This is a genomic window from Kitasatospora sp. NPDC101801 (assembly GCF_044766665.1).
Taxonomy (GTDB): Bacteria; Actinomycetota; Actinomycetes; order Streptomycetales; family Streptomycetaceae; genus Kitasatospora.
Genome location: NZ_JBIWML010000007.1, coordinates 88,587 through 100,762 on the forward strand (window position 1 = coordinate 88,587; position 12,176 = coordinate 100,762).

The window sequence follows — 12,176 nt, forward strand, 5'->3', positions numbered from 1 at the left end:
CGGCTGCGTACGATGGCGCTCCCGACGAGCTGGGAGTGGACGATGACCGAGTACGACCCGTGGTCGCCGGAGTTCGTGGCGCATCCGTACGGAGCCTACGAGCGGCTGCGGAAGGAGGCGCCGGTCAGCTTCCACGAGCCGACCGGGCAGTGGCTGGTGGCCCGGTACGCGGACGTCAGCGCGCTGCTGAGGGACCGTCGGCTGGGGCGCACGTACACCCACCGGTTCAGCCACCGGGAGTTCGGCCGCCCGGAGCCCGACCCGGCGTACGAGCCGTTCAACACCCTCAACGAGCAGGGGCTGCTCGACCTGGAGGGGGCGGACCACGGGCGGATCAGGCGGCTGGTGTCGAAGGCGTTCACGCCCAGGACGGTCGAGGAGCTGCGGCCCACGGTGGCCCGGCTGGCCGGGGAGCTGGTGGACGGGCTGGTCCGGGACGGCGGCGGCGACCTGGTCACCGCCGTGGCCGAGCCGCTGCCGGTCGCGGTGATCGCCGAGCTGCTCGGGGTGCCCGAGGCGGACCGGGGGCTGCTGCGCCCCTGGTCGGCCGACATCACCGCGATGTTCGAGCTCGACCCGGCGCCCGAGGTGGCCCGGCGGGCGGTGGCGGCCAGTGTCGAGTTCTCCGACTACCTGCGGGAGTTGATCCGGCAGCGGCGGGCCGAGCCCGGCAGCGACCTGATCAGCGGGCTGGTCCGGGCGGCGGACGGCGACGACGCGCTGACCGAGCAGGAGATGGTCTCCACCTGCGTGCTGCTGCTGAACGCGGGCCACGAGGCGACCGTGAACACCACCGGCAACGGCTGGTGGTCGTTGTTCCGCAACGAGGGCGAACTCGCCCGGCTGCGCAGCTCGGTGGACGAGCTGCTGCCCACCGCCGTCGAGGAGCTGATGCGCTACGACACCCCGCTGCAGATGTTCGAGCGCTGGGTGCTGGACGACATCGAGGTCGGCGGGGTGACCGTGCCGCGCGGCGCCGAGGTGGCCCTGCTGTTCGGCTCGGCCAACCGGGACCCGGAGCGGTTCGCCGACCCCGACCGGCTGGACGTCGGGCGGACCGACAACCCGCACATCACCTTCGGCGCGGGAATTCACTTCTGTCTGGGCGCCCCGCTCGCCCGACTGGAGCTCGTCGAGTCGTACGGGGCGCTGCTGCGGCGGGCGCCCGGGCTACGGCTGGTCCGTGAGCCGAACTGGCGCCCCGGGTACGTGATCCGGGGGCTGGCCGAGCTGGTGGTCGAGGTCTGAGGGAGCGGGACATGAAGCGGGCGACGGGCACCATGCTGGGTCTGGCGATCGGCGACGCGCTGGGGAAGCCGACCGAGTTCCAGGAGTACGACGAGCTGCTCCAGTGGGGCGCCCGGTGGCGTGAGCAGGAGCTGCCCGAGCCCGCATTGGTGACCGACGACACCCAGATGACGCTGGCGTTGGCCCGGGGCCTGCAGACCGCCCAGGAACGCGGCCCGCTGGCCCCGTTGCGGCTGACCCGGCCGGTCCGGGAGGAGTTCGTGCACTGGTACTTCGACCCGGACAACAATCGGGCGCCCGGCATGACCTGCCTGAAAGCCTGTATGCGGCTGAGCAAGCCGGAGCGCCGCTGGCAGCAGGCCTCCGACGTCGGCTCCAAGGGCTGCGGCGCCAACATGCGGGTGGCCCCGGTCGGCCTGCTCCCCGGGCTGACCGACCGGGCCAGGTCCGGTGCCGCGCAGCTCCAGTCGGCGCTGACCCACGGCCACCCGACCGCGCTGGCGGCCAGTGACCTCACCGCGTACACGGTGCGGCTGCTGGTGGACGGCGTCGAACCGGCCGACCTGCCGGCCCGGCTGCGGGAGTACGCGTTGGCGACCAAGGCCGCCGGCTACGACGAGTTCTGGCTCGGCGACCTGGCCGCGCACGCGCAGGACCCGTCGCCGAAGGCGTTCAGCGACCGGGGCTGGGACGACTGTCTGCTCGAACTCGACCGGCTGGACGCCGCGTTGGCCCGGCCGGAGCCGGAGGGTGACCCGTGTGCGGTGACCGGTGAGGGCTGGGTGGCGGAGGAGGCGCTCGGCACCGCGCTGCTCTGCTTCCTGCTGTTCCCGGACGACCCGTTGGCGGCGGTCCGGCGCGGTGCGTTCTCCTCCGGCGACTCGGACTCGATCGCCTGCCTGGCCGGCGCCTTCGCGGGTGCCAGGCACGGTGCGGCGGCCTGGCCGGCCGAGTGGGTACGGCGGATCGAGTACCGGGACGAACTGCTGGAGTTCGGCGCGCTCTGGGACTGATAGGTCACCCGGGGCCCGGCGGCCCCGGGTGACCGTGGGTCAGACGGTGTCCTTGAAGGTGGTCCCGGCCGAGCGCAGGGCCGCCACGTTGGCGGTGACCTGGGCCGGGCTGAGCACCTGGTCCTTCACGTAGTAGACGTAGTCGACCTGCTCGTCGTACGAGCGCGGGGTGCTGCTGGTCTGGCCGTTGAGGTCGATCAGCCAGTGGTTGAAGTCGATCCACTGCGGCGTCTCGGGCAGGTACGGCTCGCCGTGGGTGGCGAACTGCACGCCGTCGATCCAGTAGGTGATGGCGGAGTTGTCGACGGTCAGCAGCAGGTCGTGCCAGCCGTCGTAGGAGCGGCGCTGCTCGCCGTGCGCGTTCACCGCGTTCCACGGGTCGGGGTTGTAGGTCTCCCAGGACGTGGTGTACATGATATTGCCGGTCTCGCCCCAGCCGCCGTTCGGCAGGTACTCGAAGTCCTGCTCGCTGTAGTCCGGGTCCATCGGCTGGTTGAGCGGGGTGAAGGTGAAGAAGGTCTGGTTGACGTGGTCGCCGTCCGGGCCGCCGGTCGGGGTGTCGTCGAACTTCACCCGGGCCGCGTAGGTGCCGTTCTTGAACTTCCTTGCGGTGGTCTGGAGTTCGGTCTCCTTGGTGCCCGCTGCGGTGCCGTCGGTGGTCAGCCGCATGTTCATGATGCTGTTGCCGCTGGTGGCGGCGAAGGTGATGTCGGCCGGTGACCAGGTCGCGCCGGGCACCCCGGGGCCGCCCTGGCCCGACTTCACCGTCCAGCCGTGCTGCTGGAGTGAACTGTCCGCACTGGTGCCGTAGTTGAAGTCGTCGAAGAGCACCGGCGCGTTCGGGTTCGGCGGCGTGCTGGTACTGCCGGACGGGGACGGCGACGGCGACGGGCTGGGGGTGTTGCCCGCCGGCGCGGTACCGAAGATCACCGCGCCGGAGCGCTGCACGGTCACCTTGTCCCAGGTGACGTACGAGGTCTGAGCGCCGCTGAAGGAGTAGTCGTCGGACTGGGTGATGGTCTGCCAGTCCGCGCGGTAGAACCGGAGCTGGAGGTCCCCGGTGGACTGTCCGGGCGCGAGCGAACCGGCCCCGGCGGTGAAGCCGACCTCCAGGTAGCGGTCGGCGGTGGCGGTCGGGTTGGCGAGCGTGCCGAAGGTGCCGGTGATGTTGGCGCAGCCCTTCACCGCCCAGGAGCAGGCGAAGCGGTAGTTCACCGTGGGGCCGTCGGACTTGAAGTAGTAGCGCAGGGTCAGCTGACTGAGCGGCACGGTGCCGGTGCCGGTGTTGGTGAGCTGGAACCACGGCTCGACCTGGTCGGCGGTGGCCCCGCTCGCACTGGTGCGGTACTGGGCGGTGACCGCCTCCCCGGCCGCCGAGGCGGTCGGGGTGAGCAGGACGGAGCCGGCCAGCCCGGCGGCCGCGCAGACGGCCAGGGCCGCCCGCAGCCGGGTGTTGGTACGCAGTCGTACGGACATCGGAGTCCTTTCCTCGTGGGGGAGTTGCTGCGCGTACGGGCGCGGTGTCGGGGCGCGCCCGGTCTTTCTCACCTCCGGGCCCTGACCCCGAACGCCGAGAGGCGCCGCTCGTGCCGGGGCAGGGCCGGGAGGAAGTCGGTGGTGTAGTCCGAGGCCGGGTTCCAGGACCGGTCGGCCAGGGCCGCCAGCCGGGGGAAGGCCAGGTGGTCGAACTCGTCCTGGGTGCGGACGAACTCGGTCCAGAACTGGGCCTGGGTGCCGAGCACCCGGCTCCGCTCGGCGTCCGTCCAGTGCGCCGGGGTCGGCTCGTTGGCGTGCACGGTAGCCAGGTCGACCACGGCGCCGGCCTGGCCGAGCGGCTCGTCCGGGTGGTCGCGCTGGGGGTAGTCCAGGTAGGTGGAGCGGTGCGGGGCCATCACCACGTCGTGCCCCCGGCGGGCCGCCGCCAGCCCGTGGTCACCGTCCCGCCACGGCATCACGGTGAACTCGGGCGGCAGGCTGGAGGTGCTGTCCTCGGCCCAGCAGACCGGCTTCCGCCCCTGCTCCAGCAGGAAGCCGCCGACCTGGCCGAGGAACCAGCCGTGCAGCTCCTTCGGTGCGGCCAGCCCGAGTTCGGCGGCCCGGGCCACGGCGGCCGGGCTGCGCTCCCACTCGTCGGTCGGGCACTCGTCGCCGCCCAGGTGCAGGTAGCGGGACGGGAACAGGTCGGCGACCTCGCCGAGCACGGTGCGGCAGAAGTCCAGCACCCGGTCGTGCACGCCGAGCACGTTCTCGCAGACGCCCCAGTCGGTCCAGACCTCCAGCCGCCGGTCGGGACGGTTGCCCAGCTCGGGGTAGGCGGCCAGCGCGGCCCGGGTGTGGCTGGGCATCCCGATCTCGGGCAGCACGGTCACCCCGCGCACCGCGGCGTACCGGACCAGCTCCGCCAACTCGCCCTTGGTGTACGAGCCCTGGTGCGGCCGGTCGTCGTAGCGGGTGGACCCGGCCTGCCCGACCATCGACCGGGCCCGGCGCGAGCCGACCTCGACCAGCCGGGGGTACGCGTCGACCGGGAACCGCCAGCCCTGGTCGTCGGTCAGGTGCAGGTGCAGCACGTTCAGCTTGTGCAGCGCGAGCAGGTCGACCGTCCGGAGCAGGAACGGCAGCGGCTGGAAGTGCCGGGCCACGTCCAGCAGCGCACCGCGCCAGGCGTGCCGGGGCGCGTCGGTGATCTCGACGCAGGGCAGCCGCCAGACCACCCCGGGGGCGGGATCCGGGGACAGCGCCTCGGGCGGCAGCAGCTGACGGAGCGTCTGGACGCCGTGCCGCAGGCCGGCCGGTCCGTCCGCGGTCAGCCGGACGCCCTTGGGAGTGACGCTCAGGCGGTAGCCCTCGCCGGTGCCGCCGGTCAGCGCGAGGCGGACCGCACCGTCCCCGGCGGGGGGCAGCGGCAGGCCGGTGGCGGGGCCGAGCAGGATGCGGAGCAGCGCGCCGGCCGGTCCGGCGTCGCCCGGCGCATGCACGGCGGTATCCCGGTCCAGGATGAACTCGCCTGTGGTGTAGGTGAGTTCGACGGGTGTTGGCAGGATCACGAGCGGTCCTCCGTTGGTGGGCTCTGTTGGTGGGCTCAGCCCTTGACGGCACCGGCGGTCATGCCGGTGGTGACCTTGTTCTGCAGGACCAGGAAGACCAGCAGCACGGGGAGCATGAAGAGCGAGGCGGCGGCCATGGTGGCGCCCCAGTCGGTGCCGAAGACGTTGCCGAAGGAGGAGAGCCAGACCGGCAGGGTGTGGGCGTCCTGGTTCTTGATGATCAGCGTGTTGGCGAAGGCGAACTCGTTCCACGCCGTGATGAAGCCGAACAGCGAGGTGGCGAGCAGGCCGGGGGCCAGCAGCGGCAGGGTGACCCGGCGGAACGCGACCGGCCGGGTGCAGCCGTCCACCTGGGCGGCCTCCTCCAGCTCGGCGGGCACGGTGGCCAGGAAGCCGCGCAGGGTGACGATCGTGAAGGGCAGCGTGGTCATGAAGTAGACCAGGGTGAGCATGGTCAGACTGTCCAGCAGCCCGGTGTCCCGGGCGATCACGTACATCGGGATCAGCAGCGCCTCCCAGGGTGCCATCTGCGCGGTGAACACCAGCAGCACGAACGCCTTCCGGCCGCGCCAGCGCAGCCGGCCGACCGCGAACACGGCGGGCAGCGCGACCAGCAGGGCGAGCAGCACGGCGCCGAGCGTGACCAGCAGGCTGTTGCGCCAGTACCCGGCGAAGCCGGCCGAGCCGACGGCGGTGCGGAAGTGTTCCAGGGTCGGGTGCAGCGGGAGGAAGGTCGGGGTCTCGGCCTGGATCTCGGTGCTGGGCTTGAAGGCGGTCAGTACCATCCAGTAGACCGGGAAGACCGCGACCGCCAGGACGGTCAGCGCCGCGAGGTCGAGCGGCAGCCGACGCAGGATTCTCATGACTCCTCCTCGCGTTCCTGACGGAACATCCGGCGCAGGTTGAACAGCAGGGCGCCGAGCAGGATCAGCACGGTGAGGGTGGAGGCGGCCGAGCCCACGTCGTACTTGTGCAGCGACTGGGCCACCTGGAAGGCGTACACCGGCAGGGTGGTGGTGGCACCGGCCGGGCCGCCCTGGCTGACCACCCAGATCTGGGCGAAGCACTTGAAGGTCCAGATCACCTCCAGCGAGACCACCAGGGTGAACAGCGGCCGGAGCAGCGGGAGGGTGACCAGCCGGAAGGTCTGCCACCGCCCGGCCCCGTCCAGCCGGGCCGACTCGTACAGCTCGGCCGGGACGGTGGTCAGTCCGCCGTACAGGGTGAGCGCGGCGAACGGGACCGACTGCCAGACCACCAGCGTCACCAGGACGGCGAAGGTCGGACCGCCGTGCGCGAACCAGGCGTAGTCCCGGAAGCCGGGCAGCCCCAACTGGTCAAGCAGCCAGTTGACCACTCCGAACCGGGACTGGAACAGCCACTGGAAGACCGTGGTCGCCGCGATCACCGGGGTGGCCCAGGTGAGCACCAGGGCGCTCAGCACCGCCAGCCGCAGCCACCGGCCGAGCCGGACCAGCAGCAGCGCGACCAGGGTGCCGAGCAGCGTGATCAGCACGGTGTTCAGCGCCGTCCAGACCAGCGTGCGCCGGACCACGGTCCAGAACTCCGGGTCACCGAGCAGCTCGGTGTAGTTCCGTAGGCCGACGAACTCCGCGTTGCCCTTGATGAGTTGGGCCAGCCGGAAGTGCTGGACGGACATCAGCAGGTTGCGCAGTACGGGGTAGACCAGCAGATAGGCGGCGCCCAGCAGGGTCGGGGCGACCAGCAGGTAGGGCCAGAGGGCGCCGAGCCGGGCCCGGGCGGCGGTCATCCGGCGCTGTTCAGGGCCTTGGTGATCGCCTCGGAGGCCTTCCGCCCGGCGGCGGGGTCGGCTCCGGTGAGCACCTGGGTCAGGAACTGCTTGACCGGGTTGTTGGCCTCCACCGCCGCCCAGTTGGGGGAGTTGGGGGTGGCGTGGCCGTTCACCGCGCCCGCCGCCATCGCGGCCGCGCCCTCGTTGCCGCTCAGCACGCCGGCCAGCGAGGTGCGGTTGGGGACGTAGCTCATCTCCTTGGCGATCTCGGTCTGCCACTTGGCGCCGGCCAGCTCCTTGACCACCTGGTACGCGGCGTCGGCATGTCCGGACGCCTCGGGGACCACCAGGTCGGATCCGCCGGTGAAGACCGCGCCGGGCTTGGCGGCGGTCTTGCCGGGGATCGGGAAGAAGCCCAGCTTGTCCTTGAGCTCCGGGTTGGCCTTCAGGATCGCGGCGGCGCCGCCGGGGGAGGAGATGATCTGGGCGGTCTTCCCCTTCGCGAACACCTCGGCCTGCAGCGGCTTGGCCTCGTCGGAGTCCCTCGGGCCGTGGCCGAGCGCCTGGAGCCGCTGGTAGAACGCGGTCGCGGCGGCGGCCTGCGGGGTGTCCAGGGCGCCCTGCCACTTGCCGTCGGAGCCCTTGACCGCGAGGTCGCCGCCCTCGTCCCAGAGGAAGCCCGCGAGGACGAACCAGTTCTGCCCCGGCAGGTAGATTCCTTCGGTGTCACCGGAGTTGAGCTTCGCGGTGGCGGCCGTCCACTCCTCCCGGGTTGTCGGCGGGGTGCTGATCCCGGCCTGGGCGAACAGGTCCTTGCGGTAGATCACCACCCGGTTCGCGGCGTACCAGGGGATGCCGTACTGCCTGCCGTCCACCTTGCCGGGCTCGGCCAGGCCGGGCAGCCAGTCGGCGCCGTTCAGCTCGCCGGTCTTCGCGGAGAGGTCGCGGACGCCGCCGCCGGCCGCGTACTGGGCGACCTGGGTGTTGCCCACCTCGATCACGTCGGGGGCGTCGTTGCTGGCCAGGGCGCTGGTGATCTTCTGGCCGATGCCGTCCCACTCCTGGATCTGGATCTTCAGGGTAGTGCCGGGGTGGGTGGCCTCGAAGTCGGCCTCGAAGCGCTGGAGCAGGCCGTCGGTGAGGCTGTCGCGCATGATCCAGACGGTCAGTTCGGCCGGTCCTGCGTCGGCCGAGGAGCCGGCGGCGGAGGAGCAGCCGGCTGCCGTGAGCAGGGTGACGGCGGCGAGCGAGAGGGGGAGCAGACGGGAACGCACGGGGATGCCACCTCGGTGTGGGGGTTTACCAGTTGGGCCAGTGGTAAGAGAAGGTGGCATAGACCAGTTGGGGCGTCAATACCCTTGTCCTGAACGGGATCTGGCGGAACGCAGGGGGCTCCATGGCGTCAAGATCGAAGAACGGCTAGGCTCAAGTGGTCAGAGTCGGCATACTGGTCAGGTCAGAGGGGGCGCCAAGATGGCGGAGACGGTGGGCCCGGCGTTCAAGCGCACCCGGGTGCGGGACTACCTGCGGGACTTGGTGGAGGCCCGCTCGGCCGGCGACCCGATCCCCTCCGAGCGCACGCTCTGCGAACAACTCGGGGTCTCCCGGCCGACCCTGAGGTCGGCGGTGGACGAGCTGGTCAGCACCGGTCTGATCGTCCGCGAGCACGGCCGGGGCATGTTCGTCGCCCCCGCGAAGATCACCCAGGAGCTGACCGCCGCCCCCGAGGAGCACGCCTTCACCGCTCCCCGGGCCGGCGGCTCCTGGGCCGGGCGGGTGCTGGAGTTCTCGGTGCTCCGGGCCGGCGCCCGGGTCGGCCGCAAGCTTCACCTGTCACCGACGGCCGAGATCGCCCACATCGCCCGGCTGCGCTTGGTCGACGGCGAACCGATGGCCATCGAGTACCTGTACGTACCGGCCGAGTTGGTGCCCGGGTTGGCGCCGGGTGACATGGAGAGCGGCGACTTCTACGAGCTGCTCCGCGAACGCCACGGCGTCCGGGTGCACCAGGCCGTCCAGTCCATCGAACCCACCGTGGTCAGCGAGAAGGAGGCCCAACTGCTCGGCGTCCCGCCCTTCTCGCCCGCCCTGCACTTCGAACGCCTCACCACCGACCACGACGGCCGCCCGGTCGAGTACGTCCACTCGCTCTACCGCGGCGACCGCTACCGCATCCTGTCCCGCATCACCCTCGGCGAGACCGCCCCGCCCCCGGCGGGCGCGGCCGACCGCCACCACCCCGGCATCCCCCCGGGCGACCTCACCACTCCCCGCAGCAGCCACACCCTGACCACGGGGGACGTGCAGTCGGCGCTCTAGATGCTTGGGTCCAAAGGCTCGTAGCTGTAGGTCGCCAGCGAGTGCCCGTTTCATCCTGGCGGTCAGCGGAGAGCACGCGACGCATGCTCGAGCCAGTCGGAGGGCGTCTCGGTCGGGGCCCAGCCGGAGCACGGCCTTGAGTCTCCAGTGACTGGAGACAGCAGAGTGGGGGACATGGACGTTACGACCCTCTACTCGATCGGGGAGCTTTCCCGGCGGACCGGCTTGTCTGTGAGGACCATCCGGTTCTACTCCGATTCGGGGGTGGTGGCGCCGACCACTCGTAGTCCCGCCGGCTACCGGCTCTACGACCTCGACGCACTGCTTCGTCTGGAACTCCTCCGCACACTGCGCGAGCTGGGCATGGGCCTGCCCACGATTCGACGGGTACTGGACCGTGAGCTCTCGGTGGCGGAAGTCGCCGCGGCCCACGCCGACGCCGTGGACGTCCAGATCCGGATGCTCCTCCTGCGTCGGAGCGTTCTGCGAGTCGTCGCCAGCCGCGGGTCCAGTCCCGAGGAGACCAACCTCATGCACAGGCTCACGCAGTTGTCCGGCGAGGAACGTCGACGGTTGATCGACGATTTCGTGGATGGCACCTTCGGCACGGTGGGTGCCGACCCGACCGCGGTGGCCATGGTTCGCGCTGCCACTCCCGACCTCCCCGATGATCCGACCGGCGAGCAGGTCGCCGCGTGGGTGGAGCTCGCCGAGCTGGTCGGCGACGAGGATTTCCGTGCCCGGATGCGCCGGACGGCCGTACACCAGGCCGCCGGGCGGGCGCTCGACATCGAGAGCGAGGCCGGGGAGGAACTGATGGAGTTCACCCGTCAGAAGGTGGCCGAGGCCAGGGAGTCGGGCATCGACCCGCTCAGCGACGGGGTCGCACCCGTCATCGACGACCTCGTGCGCCGCTTCGCCGAGGTGTTCGCGCGTACCCCCGACACGGAGTTCCGGGACTGGATGGCCCAGCAGTTCGAGGAGGCGCACGATCCCAGGGTGGACCGGTACTGGCGGCTGGTGTGGATCGTCAACGGCTGGCAGGTAGTACCGAACCTGGTCCCGGTGTACTCCTGGCTCATCCAGGCCCTGCGAAATGACCGCGCCGCCTAGTCACCGCAGTGGGCACCGCCCCGGATCCCTGAACGAGTCCGAGGGATCGCCTGCGGACATGAGACGAGGGCGTCCAACGTCGAGGTGTGACCAACGACCTGGACGCCCTCGCAGCGGCACTCCATGCCCGGAGCGACGACGAGTTGAAGGCTTCGCCGTGGCTGGCGCCGTGGCGGCCTGCCGTCGGAATCACGCCCACGCTCAGTGACGCCGAGCTGAGCACGCTCGCGGTCATGTCGGCGCTGCTCGGATACACCTCCGAGCGGCGCCGGCTTCGCCGCGTCGGGCGGGACTTCGGCCACCTGTTCAAGGGGCAGCTCGACCTGGAACGACACGGCGGCCAGAGCCCGGCAGGGGTAGCGGCCCGCGTCCTGTGCCGGATCCTCGCGCTCACAGCGGTGATCTGGCGCAACGACAGGACCGGACAGCCGGTCAAACGGTCACTGACCGCACGACACCCCTTGGACTCATCCACCGGGTGCCGGGCCCGGCACCGGGTCAGGCGGCCCGGGTGTGCGTCAGCAGCGCGTCGGCCATCCGGACGATCAGCTCCCGGCCCTCCACCACGGCCAGCCAGTCGGCCGGCAGGGCCGCCGCGCCGTACAGCGCGCCGACCAGGTTGCCGCAGACCGCACCGGTGGAGTCGCTGTCGCCCGAGTGGTTGACCGAGAGCAGCAGCGCCGAGCGGGCGTCGGGGGCGGCCAGCGCGCAGTACACCGCGATGGCGAGGCACTCCTCCGCGATCCAGCCCAGCCCGACCCGCTCCACCGCCTCGGCCGACGGTGGGCCCTCGGCCGCGATCCGGACCGCCCGGTCCAGCGCCTCGACGGTCTCGCCGGCCTTCGGGTGGGCCGCCAGCAACCCGACGGTGGCCGCCAGGGCCTCCGGCAGCGGCAGGCCGGTCAGGACCAGGTCGAGCAGCGCCGCGAACGCGCCTGCGGCGAGCTGCCCGGTGGGGTGACCGTGGGTCAGCTGGGCGCACTGGGCGGCGAGTTCGAAGGAGCCCTCGGGCCCCTGGCCGAGCAGGCCGAACGGTGCCGAGCGCATCACCGTGCCGCAGCCCTTGGAGTGCCCGTTCACCGGCCCGACCGCCCCGGTCGGCACCGGCGGCACGAACTCCGGGTGGTCGGCCAGCCCGCTCAGGCAGGCATTGCCCGGCGCCCGGCGGGCGTACAGGAACGCGTGGGTGAGCAGGGGCGAGGCGGGGGCCGGTCCCGGTCCGTCCTGACGCTGGGTCAGCAGCCAGTGCCGGTACGACCGGTGCAGGTCGTTCGGGGTACCGCCGGCCAGTAGCCCCTCGACGGTGAACAGCGTCATCTGGGTGTCGTCGGTGATGTCCCCGGCCCGGTCGCCCGGCCGTTCGGCAGCCCGCAGACCGGTCACGCCGGCCGGGCCGAAGTCGTCGCGGATCCGCTCCAGGCGCCGGAACTCGACGGGCCAGCCGAGCGCGTCCCCCAGGGCGCCGCCCAGCAGGGAACCGTGCACACGATCGATACGGGAGATGGTCATCGCCCGACGGTACGCCCCGGTTCAGGGGTGAGCTCTGGGCAGGTGGTCAGCTTCTGGCAGGCGGCCCGGTTGCACGGTCCGGGGGCTCGGGGTTCTGCTGAGGTGCGGCTCCGCCGGGTGGGCGAGGAGATCTGGCGTTCGGGTCACTGCGAAAGTGCCTGACCACCCACGCGA

The 12,176-nt window shown here is 71.6% G+C and carries 10 protein-coding genes; 4 read left to right on the forward strand and 6 right to left on the reverse strand.

Going from position 1 to position 12,176, the window contains the following annotated elements:
- Positions 1 to 42: 42 nt before the first annotated feature.
- A complete protein-coding gene (locus ACIRPK_RS11975) occupies positions 43 to 1,248 on the forward strand; it encodes a cytochrome P450 (RefSeq protein ID WP_403036589.1) in 1,206 nt (401 codons plus the stop codon).
- Between the two features lie 11 nt (positions 1,249 to 1,259).
- Positions 1,260 to 2,261, forward strand: coding sequence for an ADP-ribosylglycohydrolase family protein (locus ACIRPK_RS11980; protein WP_403036592.1), 1,002 nt, complete (start codon positions 1,260 to 1,262; stop codon positions 2,259 to 2,261).
- Positions 2,262 to 2,300: 39 nt separating this feature from the next.
- Here the strand turns inward: ACIRPK_RS11980 and ACIRPK_RS11985 are convergent, their stop codons facing one another.
- From ACIRPK_RS11985 to ACIRPK_RS12005, 5 genes are all read right to left on the reverse strand, one after another.
- Complete coding sequence (locus ACIRPK_RS11985; protein WP_403036595.1) at positions 2,301 to 3,737, reverse strand: cellulose binding domain-containing protein; 1,437 nt, start codon at positions 3,735 to 3,737, stop codon at positions 2,301 to 2,303.
- A gap of 68 nt (positions 3,738 to 3,805) precedes the next feature.
- Positions 3,806 to 5,308, reverse strand: a complete 1,503-nt coding sequence (locus ACIRPK_RS11990; protein WP_403036597.1) for a beta-N-acetylhexosaminidase — start codon at positions 5,306 to 5,308, stop codon at positions 3,806 to 3,808.
- 35 nt (positions 5,309 to 5,343) lie between these two features.
- Complete coding sequence (locus ACIRPK_RS11995) at positions 5,344 to 6,171, reverse strand: carbohydrate ABC transporter permease (RefSeq protein ID WP_403036600.1); 828 nt, start codon at positions 6,169 to 6,171, stop codon at positions 5,344 to 5,346.
- On the reverse strand, positions 6,168 to 7,079 hold the full coding sequence (locus tag ACIRPK_RS12000; protein WP_403036603.1) for a carbohydrate ABC transporter permease: 912 nt from the start codon (positions 7,077 to 7,079) through the stop codon (positions 6,168 to 6,170). Before ACIRPK_RS12000 ends, ACIRPK_RS11995 begins: the two co-directional genes overlap by 4 nt.
- Positions 7,076 to 8,335 (reverse strand): extracellular solute-binding protein, encoded by a 1,260-nt coding sequence (locus ACIRPK_RS12005; protein ID WP_403036606.1) that lies wholly within the window; start codon positions 8,333 to 8,335, stop codon positions 7,076 to 7,078. Before ACIRPK_RS12005 ends, ACIRPK_RS12000 begins: the two co-directional genes overlap by 4 nt.
- A gap of 199 nt (positions 8,336 to 8,534) precedes the next feature.
- Between ACIRPK_RS12005 and ACIRPK_RS12010 the strand changes: the two genes are divergently transcribed.
- Positions 8,535 to 9,380 carry a GntR family transcriptional regulator gene (locus tag ACIRPK_RS12010; RefSeq protein ID WP_403036609.1) on the forward strand — a complete coding sequence of 282 codons (846 nt, stop codon included), beginning with the start codon at positions 8,535 to 8,537 and terminating at the stop codon, positions 9,378 to 9,380.
- Between the two features lie 174 nt (positions 9,381 to 9,554).
- Entirely contained in the window at positions 9,555 to 10,493 is a 939-nt protein-coding gene (locus tag ACIRPK_RS12015) for a MerR family transcriptional regulator (RefSeq protein ID WP_403036887.1), read from the forward strand.
- 498 nt (positions 10,494 to 10,991) lie between these two features.
- On the opposite strand, the gene ACIRPK_RS12020 is transcribed toward ACIRPK_RS12015, so the two are convergent.
- The gene (locus ACIRPK_RS12020; protein ID WP_403036612.1) at positions 10,992 to 12,002 is read right to left on the reverse strand and encodes an ADP-ribosylglycohydrolase family protein; all 1,011 of its coding nucleotides are present in this window, start codon (positions 12,000 to 12,002) and stop codon (positions 10,992 to 10,994) included.
- Between the last annotated feature and the right edge of the window lie 174 nt (positions 12,003 to 12,176).

Coding starts and splice junctions, on each gene's coding strand:
- ACIRPK_RS11975 (WP_403036589.1), top strand. CDS start 43: ATGACCGAGTACGACCCGTGGTCGCCGGAGTTCGTGGCGCATCCGTAC.
- ACIRPK_RS11980 (WP_403036592.1), top strand. CDS start 1,260: ATGAAGCGGGCGACGGGCACCATGCTGGGTCTGGCGATCGGCGACGCG.
- ACIRPK_RS11985 (WP_403036595.1), bottom strand. CDS start 3,737: ATGTCCGTACGACTGCGTACCAACACCCGGCTGCGGGCGGCCCTGGCC.
- ACIRPK_RS11995 (WP_403036600.1), bottom strand. CDS start 6,171: ATGAGAATCCTGCGTCGGCTGCCGCTCGACCTCGCGGCGCTGACCGTC.
- ACIRPK_RS12000 (WP_403036603.1), bottom strand. CDS start 7,079: ATGACCGCCGCCCGGGCCCGGCTCGGCGCCCTCTGGCCCTACCTGCTG.
- ACIRPK_RS12010 (WP_403036609.1), top strand. CDS start 8,535: ATGGCGGAGACGGTGGGCCCGGCGTTCAAGCGCACCCGGGTGCGGGAC.
- ACIRPK_RS12015 (WP_403036887.1), top strand. CDS start 9,555: ATGGACGTTACGACCCTCTACTCGATCGGGGAGCTTTCCCGGCGGACC.
- ACIRPK_RS12020 (WP_403036612.1), bottom strand. CDS start 12,002: ATGACCATCTCCCGTATCGATCGTGTGCACGGTTCCCTGCTGGGCGGC.